Origin of the sequence: Kribbella sp. NBC_00382 (assembly GCF_036067295.1) — a bacterium.
GTDB lineage: Bacteria > Actinomycetota > Actinomycetes > Propionibacteriales > Kribbellaceae > Kribbella.
In genome coordinates this window covers 1,420,794-1,441,444 of sequence record NZ_CP107954.1, presented here as the reverse complement: position 1 = coordinate 1,441,444, position 20,651 = coordinate 1,420,794, and the positions used below count along the sequence as shown (strand labels likewise).

16 protein-coding genes are annotated in these 20,651 nt (G+C 67.3%); 9 read left to right on the top strand and 7 right to left on the bottom strand.

Going from position 1 to position 20,651, the window contains the following annotated elements:
• Positions 1-115: 115 nt before the first annotated feature.
• The 5 genes from OHA70_RS07180 to OHA70_RS07160 are packed head-to-tail and all read left to right on the top strand — an operon-like array spanning position 116 to position 5,269.
• Entirely contained in the window at positions 116-1,039 is a 924-nt protein-coding gene (locus tag OHA70_RS07180; RefSeq protein ID WP_328329855.1) for a carbohydrate ABC transporter permease, read from the top strand.
• Positions 1,029-1,913: a carbohydrate ABC transporter permease gene (locus OHA70_RS07175; RefSeq protein ID WP_328329853.1), complete on the top strand. Its 885-nt coding sequence runs from the start codon at positions 1,029-1,031 to the stop codon at positions 1,911-1,913. The genes OHA70_RS07180 and OHA70_RS07175 overlap by 11 nt, the downstream gene beginning before the upstream one ends.
• A gap of 21 nt (positions 1,914-1,934) precedes the next feature.
• Entirely contained in the window at positions 1,935-3,239 is a 1,305-nt protein-coding gene (locus tag OHA70_RS07170; protein ID WP_328329851.1) for an ABC transporter substrate-binding protein, read from the top strand.
• 5 nt (positions 3,240-3,244) lie between these two features.
• Positions 3,245-4,357, top strand: coding sequence for a Gfo/Idh/MocA family protein (locus OHA70_RS07165; protein WP_328329849.1), 1,113 nt, complete (start codon positions 3,245-3,247; stop codon positions 4,355-4,357).
• Positions 4,358-5,269 carry a PmoA family protein gene (locus OHA70_RS07160; RefSeq protein ID WP_328329847.1) on the top strand — a complete coding sequence of 304 codons (912 nt, stop codon included), beginning with the start codon at positions 4,358-4,360 and terminating at the stop codon, positions 5,267-5,269.
• A gap of 52 nt (positions 5,270-5,321) precedes the next feature.
• Here OHA70_RS07160 and OHA70_RS07155 read toward each other — a convergent pair whose 3' ends face one another.
• Positions 5,322-5,579 carry a hypothetical protein gene (locus OHA70_RS07155; protein WP_328329845.1) on the bottom strand — a complete coding sequence of 86 codons (258 nt, stop codon included), beginning with the start codon at positions 5,577-5,579 and terminating at the stop codon, positions 5,322-5,324.
• A 301-nt stretch (positions 5,580-5,880) separates the two neighbouring features.
• Between OHA70_RS07155 and OHA70_RS07150 the strand changes: the two genes are divergently transcribed.
• Positions 5,881-7,551 (top strand): hypothetical protein, encoded by a 1,671-nt coding sequence (locus tag OHA70_RS07150; RefSeq protein WP_328329843.1) that lies wholly within the window; start codon positions 5,881-5,883, stop codon positions 7,549-7,551.
• Positions 7,552-7,655: 104 nt separating this feature from the next.
• Here the strand turns inward: OHA70_RS07150 and OHA70_RS07145 are convergent, their stop codons facing one another.
• The 4 genes from OHA70_RS07145 to OHA70_RS07130 all read right to left on the bottom strand — a co-directional run bounded on the left by OHA70_RS07145 (position 7,656) and on the right by OHA70_RS07130 (position 11,709).
• Positions 7,656-8,855: a cytochrome P450 gene (locus OHA70_RS07145; RefSeq protein ID WP_328329841.1), complete on the bottom strand. Its 1,200-nt coding sequence runs from the start codon at positions 8,853-8,855 to the stop codon at positions 7,656-7,658.
• A 157-nt stretch (positions 8,856-9,012) separates the two neighbouring features.
• Positions 9,013-9,540 (bottom strand): GrpB family protein, encoded by a 528-nt coding sequence (locus OHA70_RS07140; protein ID WP_328329839.1) that lies wholly within the window; start codon positions 9,538-9,540, stop codon positions 9,013-9,015.
• Entirely contained in the window at positions 9,537-10,493 is a 957-nt protein-coding gene (locus OHA70_RS07135) for a GlxA family transcriptional regulator (RefSeq protein ID WP_328329837.1), read from the bottom strand. Before OHA70_RS07135 ends, OHA70_RS07140 begins: the two co-directional genes overlap by 4 nt.
• A 4-nt stretch (positions 10,494-10,497) precedes the next feature.
• Entirely contained in the window at positions 10,498-11,709 is a 1,212-nt protein-coding gene (locus OHA70_RS07130; protein ID WP_328329835.1) for an aldose epimerase family protein, read from the bottom strand.
• Positions 11,710-11,937: 228 nt separating this feature from the next.
• On the opposite strand from OHA70_RS07130, the gene OHA70_RS07125 reads away from it, so the two are divergent.
• From OHA70_RS07125 to OHA70_RS07115, 3 genes are all read left to right on the top strand, one after another.
• A complete protein-coding gene (locus OHA70_RS07125) occupies positions 11,938-12,537 on the top strand; it encodes a cysteine hydrolase family protein (RefSeq protein WP_328329832.1) in 600 nt (199 codons plus the stop codon).
• Positions 12,538-12,544: 7 nt separating this feature from the next.
• Positions 12,545-13,462, top strand: a complete 918-nt coding sequence (locus tag OHA70_RS07120) for a GlxA family transcriptional regulator (RefSeq protein ID WP_328329830.1) — start codon at positions 12,545-12,547, stop codon at positions 13,460-13,462.
• 965 nt (positions 13,463-14,427) lie between these two features.
• Entirely contained in the window at positions 14,428-16,569 is a 2,142-nt protein-coding gene (locus tag OHA70_RS07115; protein ID WP_328329829.1) for an MMPL family transporter, read from the top strand.
• A gap of 65 nt (positions 16,570-16,634) precedes the next feature.
• Here OHA70_RS07115 and OHA70_RS07110 read toward each other — a convergent pair whose 3' ends face one another.
• Positions 16,635-19,784, bottom strand: a complete 3,150-nt coding sequence (locus OHA70_RS07110) for a glycoside hydrolase family 3 N-terminal domain-containing protein (protein ID WP_328329827.1) — start codon at positions 19,782-19,784, stop codon at positions 16,635-16,637.
• 161 nt (positions 19,785-19,945) lie between these two features.
• Positions 19,946-20,620 (bottom strand): hypothetical protein, encoded by a 675-nt coding sequence (locus OHA70_RS07105; protein WP_328329825.1) that lies wholly within the window; start codon positions 20,618-20,620, stop codon positions 19,946-19,948.
• Between the last annotated feature and the right edge of the window lie 31 nt (positions 20,621-20,651).

The following is a 20,651-nucleotide window of genomic DNA, read 5'->3' as shown; positions in this document are numbered from 1 at the left end:
AACCGGCCGTGGTAAATCCCGGAAAGGTCTTGTCTGAACCGGTTCGGTCAACTAACTTCAGGCGGACTGGGCAAACGCTTTCCACTGACCTCGAGGCAACTGGAGGCGCGAAAGAATGAGCGCGCTGAGTGAGCTGGGCACGCTCGGGCGGAAGAAACCGCCGGGGCAGAAGAAAGACAATCTCGCGGCCTATCTGTTCCTGGCGCCCTGGCTGCTCGGGCTGTTCGCGATCACGATCGGGCCGATGCTGGCCTCGCTCTATCTCGCCTTCACCGACTACAACCTGATCCAGGCGCCGGAGTGGATCGGGCTGGAGAACTTCACCCGGATGCTGTCCGACGAGCGGCTGCACAACTCGCTGCGGGTGACCTTCACCTACGTGTTCGTCTCGGTGCCGCTGCAACTCACGATCGCCCTGCTGCTCGCCGTCGTGCTCGATCGCGGCGTCCGTGGGATGGCCTTCTACCGTTCGATCTTCTACCTGCCGTCGCTGCTCGGCTCGAGTGTCGCGATCGCGGTCCTGTGGCGCCAGGTGTTCGGCACCGAGGGCCTGTTCAACCAGGCGCTGTCGGTGATCGGCATCGAGGGCAAAGGCTGGATCTCCGATCCGAGTACGGCGCTGGGCACCCTCATCGTGCTGAACGTCTGGACGTTCGGTTCGCCGATGGTGATCTTCCTGGCCGGCCTGCGGCAGATCCCCGCGATGTACTACGAAGCCGCGTCGGTCGACGGAGCCGGGGTGCTGCGCCGGTTCTTCAGCATCACGCTGCCGCTGCTCACCCCGATCATCTTCTTCAACCTGGTGCTGCAGATCATCCACGCGTTCCAGTCGTTCACCCAGGCGTTCGTCGTCTCGGGCGGCAGCGGCGGGCCGTCGGACTCGACGATGTTCTTCACGCTCTACCTGTACGACCGCGGCTTCGGCAATTTCGACATGGGCTACGCGTCGGCGATGGCGTGGTTCCTGCTGGTCATCATCGGCATCTTCACCGCGGCCAACTTCTTCGCCTCGAAGTACTGGGTGTTCTATGACGACTGAGACGCTCCGAACGTCAGTGGCCGCGCGACGGCAGTCCGGCCTGAGCTGGGCGCGGGTCCGGCCGCTGGTCATCCACATCGTCCTGGCCGGGTCGGCCCTGCTGATGCTCTATCCGGTGATCTGGATGGTGGTCAGCTCGCTGCGGCCGGGCAACGAGATCTTCCGCGATCCCGGCATCCTGGTGAAGGACCTGAAGATCGAGAACTACCGGGTCGGCTGGAACGCGCTGACCGAGCCGTTCACCCGGTACCTGCTGAACTCGGCCGTGGTGGTGCTCGGCGCGATCGTCGGCAACCTGGTGTCCTGCTCGATGGCGGCGTACGCGTTCGCCCGGCTGGAGTTCACCGCGAAGAAGCTCTGGTTCGCGATCATGCTGCTCAGCATCATGCTGCCGATCCACGTGGTGATCGTGCCGCAGTACATCTTGTTCTCGCGGGCCGGCTGGATCAACACGTTCCTGCCGCTGATCGTGCCGAAGCTGCTGGCCACCGACGCGTTCTTCGTCTTCTTGATGGTGCAGTTCATCCGCGGCATCCCGCGCGAGCTGGACGAGGCGGCCCGGATCGACGGCTGCGGCCGGGCTGGGATCTTCCTCCGGGTGATCCTGCCGCTGATGGTGCCGGCCCTGGCGACCACGGCGATCTTCACCTTCATCTGGACCTGGAACGACTTCTTCAGCCAGCTGATCTACCTGACCGATCCGAAGATGTACACCGTCCCGGTCGCGCTGCGCTCGTTCGTCGACGCCACCACGAGCACGTCCTGGGGATCGATGTTCGCGATGTCGGTCGTCTCCCTGATCCCGATCTTCCTCGCCTTCCTGCTCGGCCAGCGGTTCCTGATCAAGGGCATCGCGACCACCGGCATCAAGTAACCCCTCCGAAAGGTGCACATCATGAGGCTGCACATCCCACGGACCGTGGCCGCCGCCGCGCTCGCCACCGTCCTGCTGGCCGCCAGTGCCTGTGGCGGTGACTCCGGTGGCCCGTCGTCGTCCTCCGAAGGCGGCAAGACCACGCTCCGGTTCACCTGGTGGGGATCGGACACCCGGACCAAGCTCACCCAGCAGGCCATCGACGCGTACCAGAAGGATCATCCGGACGTCACCATCAAGGGTGAGTTCGGCGAGTGGTCCGGCTACTGGGACAAGCTCGCCACCACGGTCGCGGCCAACAACGCGCCGGACATCATTCAGATGGACGAGAAGTACCTGCGTGAGTACGCCGATCGCGGCGCGCTGCTCGACCTGAAGAAGGCCGACGGCCTCGACACCGGCAAGTTCGAGCCGGACACCTTGGCGGCCGGCGAGTTCGACGGCGGACTGTACGGGCTGAACGCCGGGATCAACTCGTTCGCCGTGATCGCGAACCCGGCCGTCTTCAAGGCCGCCGGCGTCGCGCTGCCGGACGACACCAAGTGGACCTGGGACGACTACGCCCGGATCTCCGCGGAGATCTCCTCGAAGCTGAACGGCAAGGGCTGGGGCACCGGGACGCTCGGCCAGAACGAGGCAGGGCTGAACCTGTGGGCGCGGCAGAACGGTGAGTCGCTGTGGACCAAGGACGGCAAGCTCGGCGTCTCTGAGGACAAGGCGAACTCCTTCTTCCAGTACGTCCTGAAGCTGCGCGACGCGAAGGCGCTGCCGTCGGCCGAGGCGGTCTCGCAGGACCTGAACGCGCCGCTCGACCAGTCGATGATGGCGACCGGCAAGCTGGCGATGAGCTTCATCTGGAGCAACCAGTTGCTGGCGATGGACAAGGCGTCCGGCCAGCAGATGAAGCTGCTCCGGATCCCGAGCAGCGACGGCAAGGCGGCCGACAACGGCTCGTACTACAAGGGATCCATGTTCTGGTCGATCTCGTCGCGCTCCAAGCACCAGAAGGAAGCGGCCGAGTTCGTCAACTACCTGGCCAACGCGAGCGGCGCCGGCAACATCCTGCTGGCCGAGCGCGGGGTACCGCCGAACACCGAGATCCGGACCGCGGTGGCGTCGAAGCTCCAGCCCGCCGACGCGACCTCGGCGAAGTTCATCCAGGACATCGGCAAGGAACTCGGCGAACCGTCGCCGGCGCCGCCGGTCGGTGGCGGTCAGGCGGAGAAGATCGTCCAGCGCTACACGACCGAGGTGCTGTTCGGCCGCCAGCCGGCCGACAAGGCAGCGAAGGCGATGCTGGACGAGATCAGCGGAGAACTCAAATAGTGTCAATGCCACGGGTGGCGGTAGTCGGCATCCACGGCCATGGGGCCTCCCATGTACGCCGAGCCGCCCAGCTCGCCGCGGACGGTGGCTGCCAGTTAGTGGCAGTCGCTGATCCGCGCCCGCCTACAGAACTATCTTCTGAAATTGGCGTCTACTCGGACCTGCCGGCTTTGCTGGCTGCTGAGCAGGTCGACGTCGTCGTGCTCAGCACTCCGATCCACACGCATGCACCGTTGGCTGAGCTGGCATTGCGGGCCGGCGCCGACGTGTTGCTGGAGAAGCCGCCTTTCGCTTCGATGGTGGAGTTCGAGCGGCTGCTGCAAGTGCTTGAGGAGACCGGCCGGAGTTGCCAGATCGGCTTCCAGGCACAGGGATCTGGCGCAGTGCTGAAGCTCACCGAAATGGTTGCCGATGGCACCTTGGGTGAGATTCAGGGGATCGGTACGACCGGGCTCTGGGTCCGCAAACAGGCTTACTGGCAACGCGCGAGATGGGCCGGCCGGCGGACGCTGGACGGCGTACCGGTGGTGGATGGGGTGGTGACGAATGCGTTCGCCCATTCGGTGGCGGCCGCGTTGCTGGTCGATGGATCAGCGCGTGCCGATCAGGTCGCCGGGGTGGAGGCCGAGCTGTTCCACGCCAACGAGATCGAGGCCGATGACACCTCGACGGTTCGGATCCGGACGACGCGTGGCACCACCATCGTGGCCGCTCTCACCCTTTGCGCCGCGGACGACGAACCGCCGAAGGTCACCGTCTACGGCTCGAAAGGCCAAGCAGTACTGGGATACACCAGCGACGAACTCGAGATCGGCGGCGCCACGACGCAGTACGGGCGAACTGACCTGCTGGCGAATCTGCTCGAGCATCGGCGCACCGGAGTGCCGTTGCTCGCGCCGCTGGATCAGACGGGCGGGTTCATGCGCGTGCTCGACGCTGTCCGGTCCGCACCGCCGCCGCGGGCGATCGCCGCGAGCTGGGAAGGCGTCGGGGATGAGCGGCATCCCGTAGTACCGGGGATCGAGAAGTGGATCGAACAGGCGGCCGAGCGGCAGGAGTTGTTCAGCGAGCTCGGGGTGCCTTGGGCAAGACCAACTGAAGAATCGGAGCTTCGATAGATGACGCAGAACCTCGGTTGCAACCACGCCGTCGGCCGGTCCATCCAGGTCACGGCGGCCGATCGCGAGCTGTTCACCTACGTGTACCGGCCGACCGACCCGCAGTTGGAGTCGCCGCGGCCGTACCTGCACCCGATCCGTACCCTTGGCGGCGATCTCGTCTCCGTCTTCCGGCCGCACGACCACGTCTGGCACAAGGGCATGACGTGGTCGCTGCCGCACTTCGGGCACGAGAACTTCTGGGGTGGACCGACGTTCTCGATAGCGAATGGTTATGAGCAGCTGGACAACAACGGCTCGATGGATCACGACCGGATCGACGCGCTCGACGTCTCGGACGAGCTCGTCCGGTTCTCGCACCACCTGTCGTGGCATCGGCAGGACGGCGTCCATGTCGTCGACGAGCAGCGCACGCTGACCACCCGGCTCGCCGACGACGGCTGGGTGCTCGTCTACGAGACGGCGATGACGAACGTCTCCGGCGACACCGTCCAGATCGGCAGCCCCACGACGGCGGGCCGGCCCAATGCGGGCTACGGCGGCCTGTTCTGGCGCGGCCCGCGGTCCTTCACCGGCGGTACCGTCCTCGCACCTCAAGGCCTGGGCGGCGACGAACTCCGCGGTCAGCGCGCCGCCTGGATGGGCTTCTCCGGCAAACACGACACCGTCGACCGAGCCTCCACCCTGATCATCGTCGACGCCGCCGACAACCCCAACCACCCACCGGAATGGTTCGTCCGCTCCGAAGACTTCGCGGCCGTCTGTCCAGCCCCCTTCTTCTCCGAAGAACTCCCCTTCGACCCCGGCCAGACCCTGCACTTCCGCTACGCCACCATCGTCGCCGACGAAGCCTCGGACGACACCCGCTCCGCACTCCTGGCAACCCAAGCCGGCAAGGCTCTCACCAGCTGAACGCGACAGGGCTGGGGAACGCCGCCCCCGGCGTTCCCCAGCCCCGCTCTGCTCAGCGCACGAACAGCCAGTACTCGCCGGAGGGACCGTCCGGACGGCAGTCCCAGGCGTTGAATCCTTCGCGGACGTACTGCTGTCCGGCGTCCACGCACCGGCGATAGTTCGGGTACTTCGCGATCGCCTGCCAGCCGGCCACGACCGAGACGCTGGTGCCCGCCGTCGGCACGGCCTGCGCCGACGCTGCCGGAGCGAGGGCGAGCAGACCGAGGGTGGCCAGACCGGCGGTGGTGAGTGCTGCGGTGACGCGCATGGGCGGCTCCTTAACCAGGGGGATCGGTATCGCGAGGACACCGGCTTGGGTGAGAGCCTGCGGCCGCGGCCAGTGTGGCGTCCCGGTTTTCGAACGAACTCGATCAGTTGGATTTCGCTCACTAGCAGGTGTGAAGTGATCGCTTGATGGGCAGGTAGGGGTAGCGGTAGAGAATCGTTTCCGGTATCGCCTCCCCTGAAAGGCCCGGGAACCGGTAGCCTCATCCAGCCACCTGGATGGCATCGCTGTCACCACCACCGACGAACTGCCGGAGAGCCCAAACCGGTCAGGAGACCACGTCTTGCAGGAGAACACCACCAGCACCAGTACTGGCGAGCTCGCCAACGTACCCCTCACAGGTGCTGACAAAGTCGCCTACGCCTTCTACGCCACCGCCGCCACCGCCGCCCTCGTGGGTCAGGTCTGGGCCGGTGTCACGCACATCCCGTGGCCGGACGAGGGCTTCTCGCCGTTCCTCAAGATCGCCCTGGTCACCCCGGCCGTCGCGGTCATCGAGCTCGGTGGTGTCGCCACCGCCGCCCTTGCCGACCTGCGCCGGCGCAAGGGTGAGCAGGCCTACGCCTACCGGGCGATGTCGCTGTTCGCCGCGATCGTCGCACTCGTCTTCAACGTCGTCGGGCACTGGCGGCCGGAGGAGCGCTTCCTGGCCTTCGGCTTCGGCGGCCTGTCCGCGTTCGCCTACGTGCTCTGGCTGATCCACAGCTCGGCGCGTCGTCGCGACGCGTTGCGCAAGGCCGGCCAGATGGCCACCACTGGACCCGTCTACGGCGTGGTCCAGTGGGCCCGCGAGCCCAAGGTCACCTGGGCCGCGCGCTCGATCGCACTCGAGCACGGCCTCGGCCTGTACGAGAGTCTGCGGGCCGCCCGGGTCCAGCGGCGCAACAACGCCCGGCGCGACGCCATCGCCGGGACCGTTGCCGAGTACATCCGTTCCGAGCACCAGGACGAGCGCCTCGCGAAGATCGCCGAGACGACCTACGACGCGGACCGGCTGGCCGGGATGCTCGAGGAGCGGATCAACTACGAGGTCATCACCAACAAGCTGACGCTCGCGATCTCCCCGCCGCCGCCACCCGAGCCGGAGCCGACACCCGAGGAGCGTGGCGATCTGCGCGCAGCGGTGTGGGTCGTCGAGGGCACGACGCCGCCACCCGTGCAGCAGATCCCCGTTCAGCAGTTGCCGGCCCAGCAGGTCCGGCCGACCGGCGGAGTACCGCTGCGCGATGACGAGCAGTGGGGCGAGGCGATGACCGGCGAGTTGATGGCGGTCGACTACCTGCCCTACGACCGTAGTACCGAGGAAGCCGACGAGGCCGAGGTGGTCGAGGAGGCAGCCGCGGCCGAGGCGGCGGCAGTCGCAGCGGCGCAGCAGCCGGTCGTGGCCAAGCCGCGGCCGGAGTCTCCGTTCGCCGAGCACCCGGTCGACGAGGCGCCGCCTGCTGTCGACCAGCGTCCCGCTCAGCCGAGGGCCGCTGCCAAGCCGGCCTCTTCAGCTACCCAGCCGAAGCCTGCTGCAGCCAAGCCGGCCGCCGCGGCGCCGAAGAAGAAGACCGTTGTCCGCAACGGAACGCCGAAGCCGGCCGCGTCGGTCGTCGAGCAGGCTCCGTCCGAGCCGGTCGTCAGCCAGCCCGTCGTCACCCAGCCCGTCGTCGCCGAGCCGGTCAAGATCGAGGAGCCGGCCGTCATCGCTCGCGAGGTGACGGCCCGGACGACTTCGTCCCGTCCGGCGGCACCGCGGCCGAAGTCCAACGGTGCCGGTGGCGACCTGGAGAAGAAGCGGATGCGCGCCTGGGCGTTGCTGTCCGACTGGCCCGAGGACCGTCCGCGCACCGCGGCGACCCTCGCCTCCGCGATCGCCTCGTCCGAGCCGGACGCCGCGCGGCTGCTCGCGGAGTACGACAAGGAGAACGGCACCAGCAACCTCACGCTGGTCGCCAACTCGCAGAACTGACACCAACTGTTCATTCGCCCTTTTTCACCCTCGCCGTCTGTCCGCAATGACCGGATCGTCTGCCTCAGGGTGAAAAAGGGGCGAATGAACAGGGGAGTTGGTGGCTAGCCGAGGTTGACCGGGAGCTCTGCGAGGCCGCTGACCAGGACTCGGCGCCACTTGAGCTCTTCGGCGGGCTTGGCGAGGCTCAGCTTCGGGAAGCGGCGCAGGAGCGCGAGCAGCGACTCCTGTAGTTCGATCCGGGCGAGCTGCGCGCCTAGGCAGAAGTGCGGCCCGAAGCCGAACGACAGCTGCTTGTTGTCCTTGCGATCGAGCTGCAACTCGTCCGGGTTCTCGAACTGCCGCGGATCGCGGTTCGCCGAGTTGAGCGCCGCCATCACGCCCTCACCCGCTTTGATCTGTACTCCGTGCAGCTCCACATCCTCAACAGCCACCCGCAACTGGCCGACCTCGCTGAACCGGTTGAACCGCAGCAGTTCCTCGACGGCGGACGGCACCAGCTCGTGGTTGTCGACCAGCCGAGCCCAGTTCTCCGGCCAGCGCAGCAACGTCGCGACGCAACTCGAGATCTGGTTCGCCGACGTCTCGTGGCCGGCCACGAGCAGGTTGACGCCGAACGAGATCAGCTCGTCATGGCTGAGTCGATCGCCTTCCTCACGGGCCCGGACGAGCTCGTCCAGCAGGTCCTCGGCGGGCTGGTCCATGGTCGCGAGCTTCCGGGTGACCAACTCGTCGATGTACGCCGTCAGGTCGGTCATCGCCTGCTCGACGAGATCCTTCTCCGCCATCCGCATGCTGTAACCGAGTTCCGTCCATTCGCGGAACTGGTCGCGATCGGCGTACGGGACACCGAGCAGTTGGCAGATCACCTGGATCGGCAACGGCAGCGCGACGAGCTCCCGGATGTCCGCGCCGTCGCCGGCCTTCGCGACGTCATCGGCCAGCTGCGCCGACAGCTCCGCGACCCACGGCCGGGTGCGCTCGATCCGGCGATGCGCGAAGGTCGTCGACACCAGCTTGCGCAGCCGGGTGTGCTCGGGTGGGTCGGTGGTGGTCAGGCTGTTCGGCATCGGCTTGGCGAGCGCGACCCGAGGGGCGCCTTGCTTCACCACGGCCGCGCGGGAGAAGCGCGGATCGGCGAGTACCAGGCGCACATCGTCGTACCGGGTCACCAGCCAGACCTCGGCTCCCGCCAGCGTCCGTACTCGTGCCACCGGGCGGCCTTCGCGTAGCTCGGCGAAGGTAGGCGAGGGGTCGAACTGGAACGCGTCCGCGAACGGGATATCGAGCACCGGTTCCGTCATACCTTCGACCCTAAGCGGGTTAGGTAACCCTTCGCTCGACGCTCAGCGGGTCGCTGCTGGGGTCAGGAGAGCTGCGCGGTCGGGTTGCCGCGGGTCAATACCGTCTCACCGGGGCCGGTCCGTACCGCCTGATCGACGGCGGCTCGGTCAAGACGGTCTAGCTCTCCCAGACGGGCACCGATGGCAGCCCGCGCAGCCGCCGGGCGTCGTCGGTGAGCTCCTGGATGAGGGCCGTCTTGGCGGCGGTGTAGTCGAAGCCGGCCAGTCCTTGGGTGGCGAGTCGGCGTTTCAGTTCGGAGTACCGGCGAACGGCCTCGGGCGTGGCGCGGAGATGGTCGCGCAGGATGCGCTGATTGAGCGTGTCCCAGACCTCGTCGGGGAAGACGTGCAGGTTGTGGGTGAGCACGCCGTCGCGGCCGCGCGTGTAGGTGCGGCGTCCAGGCGGGCCGGCAGGTTCGTACTTGAAGCCGAGCTCCGCAAGTGCAGAATCCTTGCCTGAGGCAACTTCTAGAGAAGCTGCGCGGGCGGCGATGTCGATGACGGGCTTGGCGACCAGCCCCGGCACCGCCGTACTACCGATGTGCTCCACCTCGGCCACAGCGTCCCCGAACACCGCTGCCAACTCAGCCGCCATCGCCGCGTACTGCGCCGCCCATCCCTCGTCGTACTCCGCCAGAATCGTCACCCCGGCAGGCTAAATGGAGCGAAGGTTCTTCGGTATGCCGTTGGGGTGGTCGCCAGGGTTTTGGTGAAGTGCTGGCGGAGGAGGAGGGGGCTGCCGAAGCCGCAGGTGGTGGCGATCTGGTCGATGGTGAGGTCGGTCGTCTCTAGGAGTTCCTGGGCGCGGTTGATGCGCAGGCGGATGAGCCACTGCAGCGGAGTACTGCCGGTCTGTGCACGGAACTGGCGGCTCAAGGTGCGGGTGCTCATCGCGGCCTGCGCAGCGATCGAGGCGAGCGATAGCGGCTCGTCCAAATGCTCTTGCATCCAACGCATCACCGGCTCCAACGATCCCTCGCCGGCGACGGTGGGAGCAGTGATGAATTGCGCCTGCCCACCATCCCGATGCGGCGCCATCACCAGCCTCCGCGCGACATTGGCCGCAACGGCCGACCCGTGATCCCGGCGTACCAAATGCAGACAGAGATCAAGCCCAGCCGTCACGCCCGCGGACGTCAGCACCTCTCCGTCATCCAGATAAAGCACATCGGTGGCCACCTCAACCTGCGGATACTCACGAGCAAACCGCTCCGCATGCGCCCAATGAGTCGCCGCCATCCGCCCATCCAGCACCCCAGCCGCAGCCAGCGTGAAGGCTCCGGTACAGATCGAAGCAAGCCGGATCCCGCGCCGATGCACCTCCCGCACGAGTGCGACCACCTCAGCCGACGCCGGGTACGACGCAGGCACGATCACCGTGTCAGCCGCCAACGCCTCGTCGAAGCTGTACGGCGCCTGCGCCCGGAAAATCTCCACCCGATGCGCACGCACCGTAGTACCGGCCTGATCACCACACACCCGTACGTCGTACAGGGGCTCGCCACTGACCGGGTCGTACGCAGCCGCAAACACCTGGCAGGCGCCGGCCACCTCCAGCGCGACAGCGCCTTCGATGGCCAGCACCGCGACAACTTGCATAGTCCTACTTCGTGCCGAAGGTGTAGATGGTGGTGGAGGTGAAGGTTTGGCCGGGGCGGAGGACGGTGGAGGGGAAGGTGGGCTGGTTGGGGGAGTCGGGGAAGTGCTGGGTCTCGAAGGCGAAGGCGTCGCCCTGGCGGTAGGCCTTGTTGCCGATGCCCTGGAAGGTGCCGTCGAGGAAGTTGCCGCTGTAGAACTGGGCGCCGGGCTGGCTGGTGTGCACGGTCACCGTGCGGCCCTCGGTGGGCTCCCAGAAGCGGGCGGCGAAGCGCAGGCCGTCGTGGTCGGGCTTGCCGCTGAGGACGAAGTTGTGGTCGTAGCCACGCCCGATCACCAGTTGGGGGTGGTCATTGCGGATCCGCTTGCCGATCGCGGTGGGCTGGTTGAAGTCGAACGGCGTACCGGCCACCGGGGCGAGCTCGCCGGTCGGGATCAGGCCCGCGTCCACCGGCGTGTACTTCGCGGCCTTCAACTCCAGTACGTGGCCGTCGATCGAGCCGGTGCCCTCACCAGCCAGGTTGAAGTAGACGTGGTTGGTCAGGTTGAGCACGGTCGGCTTGCCGGCCACGGTCGCGTGGTAGTCGATCCGCAGGTTGTCCTGCTTGTCGAGCGTGTACGTGACCGTGCTGGTCAGCTCGCCCGGGAAGCCCATCTCGCCGTCCGGGCTGACATAGGTGAACGCGACGCCGACGGCCTTGTCGCTCTTCACGATCTTGGCCGACCAGACCCTCTTGTCGAAGCCGATCGTGCCGCCGTGCAGGGCGTTCTCGCCGTTGTTGACCGGGATCTGGTAGTTGTGACCGTCGAGGGTGAACTTGCCCTTGGCGATCCGGTTCCCGTACCGGCCGACGGTGGCGCCGAAGTACGGGCTGAGCGCCGCGTAGTCGGGCAGGTTGTCGAAGCCGAGGCTGATGTTCTCGACCCGGCCGCGCCGGTCCGGCGTCTCGACGCGCTGGATGGTGGCGCCCCAGGTCAGCATCGAGATCGTGGTCCGGCCGTTGGTGAACGTGTACACGTCCACCGCAACGCCTTCAGGGGTGGTGCCGAACGGATCCTTGCGGATCTCGAGCTTGCCGTGGCCGTGGTGCGAACTCATGGCGGTGACCTTATCCGGCGCCGCCTGCGCTCCGCTGGTCAGCGCACCGGCGGCGGCAGCGCCGAGGCCGAGCGCGCCGGCGGTTCGCAGTACTTGTCGGCGGGGCAGGTTGTCTGACATGGAATCCCCTCACTTGTGCTGGGCGGTGGTCGGCGGGAGAGCGTGCACATGGCCGACCGTCGCACTGTAGGCAGGGTTGTCCGGTGTTTGGAATAGTTTGTAACGGTTCGAATTCGTCCGATGACTGACCGGTATCGGCCAGCATCGGGTAGCCGCTGACCAGATCCGTCCGGGTCCGGGCTGGTTGAAGCCTTATCTTTGGCGCCTCGGAGCGCCGACGATAGAGCCATGACTCAGACAGCTCTACTCGTGATCGACGTCCAGGAATCGTTCCGCGTCCGGGAGAACTGGAGCGTGGTGAACCACCCCGACATCGCCGACCGGGTGAACCGGCTCGTACACGCCGCCCGCGCGAACGGCGACCTCGTCATCTGGGTGCTGCACACCGAACCCGGCACCGGCGGCGCCTTCGACCCAGCGAACGGCCACGTCCGCTTCATCGAGGGCCTCGAGCCCGCCGACGGTGAGCCGGTGATCAGGAAGACCGCGCACAACGCCTTCACCACCACTAATCTGCAGCAGGTCCTCACCCAGCACGGCATCCGCGAGGTCGTCGTCAGCGGGATCCGGACCGAGCAGTGCTGCGAGACGACCGCCCGGGTCGCCTCCGATCTCGGGTACGGCGTGACGTTCGTGACCGAGGCGACGGCGACCACCCCGTTGCCGCACTGGACGATGCCGGCCGACGCGACGCTGGCCGACGTACTGGCCGATCCGCGGACGCTCTCGCCGGAGACGATCGTCGAGCGGACAGAGTACGTGCTGGCCGGCCGGTTCGCCAGCATCCGGACATTGGACGAGGTGGCGCCCCCGGTTCTGGCATCCTGACCGGATCATGCCTACTCGGGTCGTCTTCTTCCTGCTGCCGAAACTCCACCTGCTGGACCTCGCCGGTCCGGCCCAGGTGTTCTCGACCGCGAACGACCTCGGGTACGGCTACGACCTGACGTACGTCGCGGAGTCGGCGGAGATCGCCACCGCCCAAGGGGTGCCGATCAGGGCGCAGTTGGAGTGGCCGGAGCTTGGGTGCGCCGACCTGATCGTCGTACCGGGCTGGCGGTCGCCGCGGTTCACGCCGACTCCGGACATGTCGGCGATGGCCAAGCATCGGCTGCGCGCTCATCATGCGGCTGGCGGTTCGGTCGCGAGTGTGTGCTCCGGCGCCGATGCGCTTGGCGCCGCCGGGCTGCTGGACGGGCGGCGGTACACGACACACCACGACCTCACCGAGGAGCTCGCCGCGCGTTATCCGAAGGCTCAGATGGTGCGCGATGTCCTGTACGTCGTGGACGATCGGGTGATCACGTCGGCCGGGATCGCCAGCGGGATCGACCTGGCGCTGCACCTGGTCGCGGCCGCTCGCGGGGCCGAGGCGGCGGCGCGGGTCGCGCGCCAGATGGTCGTCTACGCCCGCCGCAACGGCGACGACCGCCAGGAAAGCGCGATGCTCCGCCACCGCGGCCACCTCAGCGACCTCGCCCACCGAGTCCAAGACATCATCGACAGCCGGTACGCCGACCAGCTACGCCTCACCGATCTCGCGGCTGGTGTAGGCGTCAGCGAGCGTACGTTGACCCGCATCTTCACCCAGGCCACCGGCCTCACCCCCTTGCGCTACCAGCAACTCCTGCGGCTGGAACGAGCCGAACACCTCATCAGCCACGGCACAACCGTCGAGTCCGCCGCCCGGACCGTCGGCTTCGAAGACGCCCGGATGCTGAGGCGTCTCCGCTCGAGAACCATCCCCGCCTGACCTGGCGGGCCGGCGTACAAACCTCCCACCCGAGCTCGTGTTGCGTGCCCACGTCTTGAGCCCACCCGAACCACTGCGGGTGTGCCGCGTCGGGCGGGGGACTCGGATGGGTTTGCTCAGGCGGGCGGGTGCCACGGACCCGTGCCGGAGGGGCAGCCGGGCGGCCCTTCGGCCACTCTGTGCTCGACGTGAGCGTCTGGGCCGGGCGGGAACGCTCACGTCGAGCTCAAAGTTGGAGGAGGCTGCTCGGTGGTGGCGGTCTCGGCGACCGCCGGGCTGGCCGGAGGCGCCGGCCCACCGGGACGAGGCTCGCTGAGATCTGCGCATCGCCCGCTCCACGGCCGGCCTCGGCCTCGTGGCGCTGGGCGCCACGTCGGCTACTGCTGGATTCTGACGGCGCGGCCGGTTGTCGGGGTGGACCGGTCGAGGTGGCGGCGTCTGCCGTGGGGGCTTTCGCGGGCTTGCGTTCACGCGTCGTGGTGGCGGCAGCGCTGGCTGCCCCATTTCTGGGTTGCCCGTCGCCGGACCAGACTTAGCTGGAAACTAGTTGCCTCCCCGTGCAAGTTTGTTACCGTCCGGGTCCACACAGCACCCGATCGACGGCGTCCACAGCGCGGGCAGCTGTGCTGTGCCGTCCGCAGTGCGAGCGCGGCAACGCGTCAGCTCCGCCGCACAGTCGTCATCCGCATCGGCTGCGTGCGGGCGTGAGTACGAGTGGGCCGAGGGGGGATGAGCCTGGCCAGCGTCAGTGGAGTCGTCCACCCGATGCGGCACACGGTCAGTGGTTCGGGTGGGCTCAAGACGTGGGGGCGCGACACGAGTACGGGTGGGTGCCTCGTACGTGTTGGTGGACCTAGCACTACCCCTCCGTGGGGGCTGACACTCCTGAGAACTCTCCAGCCAACCGCCAGGCTCGTGGTGAGCGGGTAGAGCGCCCGTGCGGGGATGGCGAGAGGGTTACCAGGATGAGCAGGGGATCGGTGACGGTGCGCGTGGCGCGCTGGAGTGCTACCCATCCATGGCGGGCGATCGGCTTCTGGCTGATGCTTGTCGTCGTCGCGGTCGGGCTGATGGTCGCGATTCCAACCCAGAAGACGAAGGCCGATGACACCTGGATCGGTCAGTCGGGGACGGCGTCGGAGCTGATCCGCGACGCCGGCCTGGAGAACAAGCCTGGCGAGACGGTTCTGCTGACCGACCCTGATGGTGCGCTGGACAAAGCAGCCGCGACCACGGCGTTAAAGCAGCTGCAGCAGAAGATGACGGGGATCGATGCGGTGGCTGAGGTGGGGCAGCCGGTCTGGGCGGCCAACGGCAAGGCGGCGTTGCTGCCGATCTCGTTGAAGGGGAACGCGGACGATGCCGCCGACAACGTCGACAAGTTGCTCGCGGCAACCAGTGAGGTGCAGAAGGCCAATCCGTCGCTGACGATCGAGCAGGCCGGTAGTGCGTCGCTCAACAAGGGGGTCTGGAAGCAGGTCAGCTCCGACCTCGCGCGGGCTGAGAAGATCAGCCTGCCGTTGACGTTCGGCCTGATGTTGCTCGCCTTCGGTGCGTTGATCGCAGCCGGAATCCCTGTCCTGCTGGCGTTCTCGGCCGTCGGTGCGGCGCTCGGGTTCTACGCGCCGCTGTCCTACGCGTTCCCCGACGGAGGTTCGGTCGCGAATGTCGTGCTGCTGATCGGCATGGCAGTCGGCGTCGACTACTCGCTCTTCTACCTCAAACGCGAGCGAGAAGAACGACGCCGTGGCCACGGTACGGTCGACGCGGTCGAGATCGCCGCGGCCACGTCGGGGCATTCGGTGGTTGTCTCCGGGCTCGCGGTCATCGTCTCGATGGCAGGCCTGTACGTCGCGCAGGACCCCGTCTTCTCGTCGATGGCCACGGCGACAATCGTGGTTGTCGCGGTGGCGGTACTTGGGTCGCTCACCGTTCTCCCAGCGCTGTTGGTGAAGCTGGGTCATCGGGTCGATCGCCCGCGCGTTCCGTTGCTGTGGCGGCTCAACCGTCGCATCGGGCCGGGTGGCATCAGCCGGCGGATCCTGGCGCCCGTACTGCGCTTTCCCAAGGTCGCACTGGTGATCTCGGCCGTCGCGGTGGTGGCGCTCGCAGTACCGGCGCTGGGGATGAAGACCGAGCCGGGTGGTTTGAGCACGTTGCCGCAGAGCATTCCTGAGGTGAAGACGATGCAGGCGCTGCAGCAGAACTTCCCGTCGCAGGGGATGAGCTTCGATATCGTTGCGCAGGGCAATGATGCGGCGACGGGGCTGGCCAAGCTGCAGACGGCGGCGGTCGCCAGTAAAGGGTTTGTGGTGGCACCAGCAAGCGAGATCCGGCAGGCGGGGGAGACAGCAGTACTGACCCTGGTGTCGGTGAAGCCGGACACGAGCGACAACGCCCGGGCGGCTCTCGACCAGCTCCGCGACGGGCTTGTCCCTCAGGCCATCACGACCGCCAAGTGGGCAGTAGGTGGGGAGGCAGCGGCGCAGGTCGACTACGGGCAGCATCAGCGGGAACAACTGCCTTATGTGATCGCCTTCGTGCTCATCCTGACGTTGGTGATGATGGCGTTCACCTTCCGCAGCCTGGCGATCGCACTCGTCACGACGTTGCTGAACTTGGCATCGGTGGCGGCCTGCTTCGGCGTACTGTCCCTGGTCTTCCAGCACACCTGGGCCGAAGGACTGCTGGACTTCACCTCGCCCGGGTTCGTGGTGTCGTGGATCCCGGTGTTCCTGTTCGTCATCCTGGTCGGGCTGTCGATGGACTACCACGTGTTCGTCCTCGGGCGGATCCGTGAAGGCGTCCGCGACGGGCTGACGCCGCAGGAGGCGGTACGCAAGGGGATCACCGAGTCGGCGGGTGTGGTGACGAGCGCGGCGGCCGTGATGGTCTCGGTGTTCGCCGTCTTCGCCTCACTCGGAATGATCGAGATGAAGCAGATGGGCGTCGGCCTGGCGGTCGCCGTACTGATCGACGCGACCCTGGTCCGCATCGTGATGCTGCCGTCGATCATGGTCCTGCTCGGCCGGAAGGCGTGGTGGCCGAACAAGCTGTCCGCCGCTCAGCCAGTCCCATCGACAGACCGCGAGCTGGTCACGGTCTGACAAAACCAGAGGGGGCCGGCGAGGTGCAACTCGCCGACCCCCTCGTCCTTGTTTCCTAAAAGGACCTACAGGTTGTACGCCGCGGCCAGCTTCGCGATCGCGTTGCTGAGCTCGCCGCTGAGCGCCAGGTGCTCAGCATCGGCGGTGAGCTTCGACTTCGCTTCGTCGAGGTTCTGGCCGATCTTGTTCTGGGCGATCCAGCGGGCGCCGGTGACGACGGCGTCGTCCTCGTTCGAGGTATCCGCCGTGGTCAGCTGCAGAGCCGCGCCCGCCTGACCGAGCTCGGCCAGTACGGTCGTTGCCTGCGGCCCCGACCAGTCCTTCACCTTCAGGGCCTCGTTGAGATGCCCTGCGGCGGCACGGACGTTCGGGTCGGATGCAGCTCTGCGCAGCAGGTCCTTCCGCGTGTCCGACACGTTCTCCCGGGCCGCGGCCTGCGTCGTGAGACCCCAGCCGAACGGGTACTGCGGGTCGTACGCCGCATCGCCGACGTTGATCGGCTCCTGGGCCTCCGACTTCGGCCAGGTGACCGGCAGCCGGCCGCTGAACGGCTTCTTGCCGAACAGTACATCCGCGACGCCGGCGCCCTCAGTGCCCGGCAGCCAGGACGCGACGACCGCGTTGATCTCGCCGAGCTGGTCGGCGATCATCTCCGGGCGACCGGAGACGACCAGGACGACGCACTTCATCGCCGCGCACACCTTGTCCACGGCTGCCTTGTCTGCGGCGGTCAGGCCGAGCGTGTGACCGTTGCCGACGTCACCGATGCCTTCGGCGTACGGCTTCTCGCCGACCACGACGACACCGACATCGTGTCCTTCCAGGGGCGCCGAGGCGTCCTGGCTGAACGTGGCGGTCGGTGCGACCTGCTTGATCCCGTCGAGGATCGTCGTACCGGTGGTGGTGTTGCCGGAGCCGCCCTGCCAGGTGATGCTCCAGCCGCCCATCTGGTTACCCAGGTCGTTGGCGTTACTGCCGGCAACGTAGACCTTGGCAGTGGGTGCCAACGGCAACAGGTTGCCGTCGTTCTTGAGCAGTACCTGGGACTTGGCCGCCGCCTCCCGGCCGACCGCGCGGTTGGCCGCGGAGCCAACAGTGCCGAGCCGGGTCTTGTCGGCGTACGGGTGCTCGAAGAGGCCGAGCTTGAACTTCTCGGTCAGGATCCGGCTGACGGCGTCGTCCACCCGGGCCTGGGTGACCCGGCCGGCGGTGACCTCGTCGGTCAGGCCCTGGGTGAAGGCCTGGTAGTTGGTCGGCACCATGATCATGTCGAGGCCGGCGTTGATCGACGTCCGGATGTCGCTCGGGTAGTCGCCCGGCAGCTGGTCGATCGCCTGCCAGTCGCTGATCACGAAGCCCTTGAAGCCCAGCTTGTCCTTCAGCGTTCCGTTGATCAGCGCCGCGTCGCCGTGCATCTTGGTCGGGCCGCTGATGGTCGCGCCGTTGTCGTCGAGGATCTCGACGCTCGAGTACGACGGCATCACGGTGCCGACGCCGAGGTCGACCGCGGTCTTGAAGGGCGCGAGGTGGATGTCCTCGAGCTGCTTCTGGGTCACCTTGGTGACGCCCTGGTCGATCTTGTAGCTACCCGTCGTGGACGATCCGTACGTCGTACCGCCATCGCCCACGTAGTGCTTGGCGGTCGCGAGCACCTTGTTGTATTGGCCAAGCTCACTGCCGTCGGCCTTGCCCTGCATACCGGTGATGACACTGGCCATCACCTTCACGAGCGCGGGGTCCTCGCTGTAGCCCTCGTACGAGCGGCCCCAGCGGTCGTCGCGGACCACGCAGAGGCAGGGGGCGAAGTCCCACGGGATGCCGGTCGCCCGGACCTCGGCCGCGGTGACCTGGCCGGTCTTCTGGGCCAGCTCCTCGTCGTGGGTCGCGCCGATCCCGATGTTGTGCGGGAGGATCGTCGCGCCGATCACGTTGTTGTGACCGTGGACCGCGTCGACGCCGTAGATCAACGGCACCTGCAGGCGGGTCGCCTGCGCGTTCAGCTGGAAGGTGTCGATCATCGCGGCCCAGGCGGCCGGGGTGTTCGGCGACGGTACGGAGCCACCGCCGGACAGCAGCGAGCCGAGGGCGTAGGTCGCGATGTCGCTCTTGGAGCGCAGCGCGTTGCGCTCGGCCTGGGTCATCTGGCCGACCTTCTCGGCCAGCGTCATCCGGCTGAGCAGGTCGGCGACCCTGGTCTTCACGGGCAGGGCCGGGTTCAGGTACGGGAGGTCGTGGGCGTTGATGACGACCTTCGGCTGGGTGACCGGTGGCTTCGCGCCGGTGACGGTGAGGTCCAGCGGGATGGTCTCGGCCACCTCGGCTGTGGTGTCGCGCTGGGTGATCACCTTGACGGTCTGGGACGCGCCTGACGGCGTACCGGCCGGGAAGGTGAAGGCGCCGGAGACCGGGGTGTAGTCGCCGGCTCCCGCGGTGCCGGTTCCGGTGCGGTACTCGACCGTGACGGGCTCTTCCAGCGGTACCGCGCCGGTGGTGGCGAGGCTGATCTTGACCTTCGCCGTGCCACCCTCCTTGACCGGGTAGACCTCCGCGTCGGTGACGATGCTCGCCTTCAGCGCCGGGTCGGCCTTGCCGTAGACCTCGACCTGGTCGATCGCGAACTCACCAGGAGTCCCGACCGGCATGGTGATCGCGTAGCCCCACATCTTGTCGAGGTTGAGGATGTGGTCGATGCCACCGACGGGCTGGTAGTCGCCGCGGTAGGCGAGGTCGGCGAACGGGATCTCGACCAGGTGCCAGCCCTGCCAGTCGTCGGTGAAGCTGGTGTTCCACAGCTCCGACGCCTCGGCGTTCGCGCCACCGTCCTTGATCTCGAAGAAGATCCGCTTGCCCGAGCCGGGCGGCAGCGGCGCGGTGTTCTGCCCGTACCACCAGAACCGGATGCCCTTGTGCGCCGACCAGTCGCCGGGGTTCTGGTCGTACTGCACGTCGTGGCTGAAACCGCCGTACCCGCTGATGTTGTACGTACCGTGCAGCACCTTGCCGCCGACCGGCGCGTCGGCGCGGGCCTGGAACTCCATCGTCGGCGGGTCGTCGGCATCGCTGCCCCACCCGAAGATGCCGGCGTTGGGCGGCGACGCGAACTGCTCGCCCCCTTCGAACGCCGCCAGCACGAGCGGCGCCGGGTCATCGGCATTGGCCTGAGCCGCCACGCCGAGCGGCAGCAGTCCGGCCAGCAACGCAACGGAGCTGACCACCGCCGTCCGCCGTCTGGAACGAATCGATCGATTGACAGGCCACCTGGGCATGGGCGACTCCTCCAGCTTCGCTGCGCGAGCCTCACGCACGCGTCGCGCCCGACTCTCAGCCCTCCGACCGACCGCGTCAATACCCCACCGGTTCCGGAACTAGAGCGCTCTCACTCCGCAAGACCTTGCCCACGGAACCGGTTCCTGAGGTAAGCGCTCCCCAGTACTTCGGGCCGCATGTACGGCCGTAAGCCGCCCGGAACATGCCAGAACCGAACCAGTTCAGCCACGTCGATGCTGACCTGCCCGTAGACGGTGTTGCGCCGGGCATCCACCCAGTCGATGAGCCGAGCCGGATCGGGGATGGCGGTGGTGAAGTGGAGGAGGTTGAGGTACCAGATGTCGCGGCGGCCGTAGGAGATTTCTCGCCAGGCATCGGGGCCCAGTTCGAACCTGAGCTGGTCCATGAAGAGGTCGGCCTGGTCGTCGAGGGCGACGGCGCAAGCCATGACGGTGCCGGGCGTGAGGGTGAGGCCGGTGACCTCGATGCGGGCGGGGCCGGTGGTGGCGGCTCGCTCCATGGCTGACTGGTAGCGCTTGATGACTGGTTCGTCGGGGTCGACGGTCGGGCGGTAGTGCTCGAGGGCGCGGACGGTCAGGTGGGCTGAGCCGAGTTGTCCGGTTTGCCAATGGCCCTCGCCGGCTACGGCTGCTGCTTCGGCCGTGAGTTGGTCGAGGGTTTGGCTCAGCGGGCTGTCGGTTGCTGGGCGAAGTACGACGCTTACCGGCCAGCGGCCACCTTCTTCGGGCGGGGTGTCGCGGGCGTGGTTGCCGTTGGCGATCAACGGGGCCGATTCGGTGAACAGTTGACTGAAC

Coding starts and splice junctions, on each gene's coding strand:
- OHA70_RS07160 (WP_328329847.1), top strand. CDS start 4,358: ATGACGCAGAACCTCGGTTGCAACCACGCCGTCGGCCGGTCCATCCAG.
- OHA70_RS07155 (WP_328329845.1), bottom strand. CDS start 5,579: ATGCGCGTCACCGCAGCACTCACCACCGCCGGTCTGGCCACCCTCGGT.
- OHA70_RS07115 (WP_328329829.1), top strand. CDS start 14,428: ATGAGCAGGGGATCGGTGACGGTGCGCGTGGCGCGCTGGAGTGCTACC.
- OHA70_RS07145 (WP_328329841.1), bottom strand. CDS start 8,855: ATGACGGAACCGGTGCTCGATATCCCGTTCGCGGACGCGTTCCAGTTC.
- OHA70_RS07130 (WP_328329835.1), bottom strand. CDS start 11,709: ATGTCAGACAACCTGCCCCGCCGACAAGTACTGCGAACCGCCGGCGCG.
- OHA70_RS07165 (WP_328329849.1), top strand. CDS start 3,245: ATGCCACGGGTGGCGGTAGTCGGCATCCACGGCCATGGGGCCTCCCAT.
- OHA70_RS07175 (WP_328329853.1), top strand. CDS start 1,029: ATGACGACTGAGACGCTCCGAACGTCAGTGGCCGCGCGACGGCAGTCC.
- OHA70_RS07125 (WP_328329832.1), top strand. CDS start 11,938: ATGACTCAGACAGCTCTACTCGTGATCGACGTCCAGGAATCGTTCCGC.
- OHA70_RS07135 (WP_328329837.1), bottom strand. CDS start 10,493: ATGCAAGTTGTCGCGGTGCTGGCCATCGAAGGCGCTGTCGCGCTGGAG.
- OHA70_RS07180 (WP_328329855.1), top strand. CDS start 116: ATGAGCGCGCTGAGTGAGCTGGGCACGCTCGGGCGGAAGAAACCGCCG.
- OHA70_RS07120 (WP_328329830.1), top strand. CDS start 12,545: ATGCCTACTCGGGTCGTCTTCTTCCTGCTGCCGAAACTCCACCTGCTG.
- OHA70_RS07170 (WP_328329851.1), top strand. CDS start 1,935: ATGAGGCTGCACATCCCACGGACCGTGGCCGCCGCCGCGCTCGCCACC.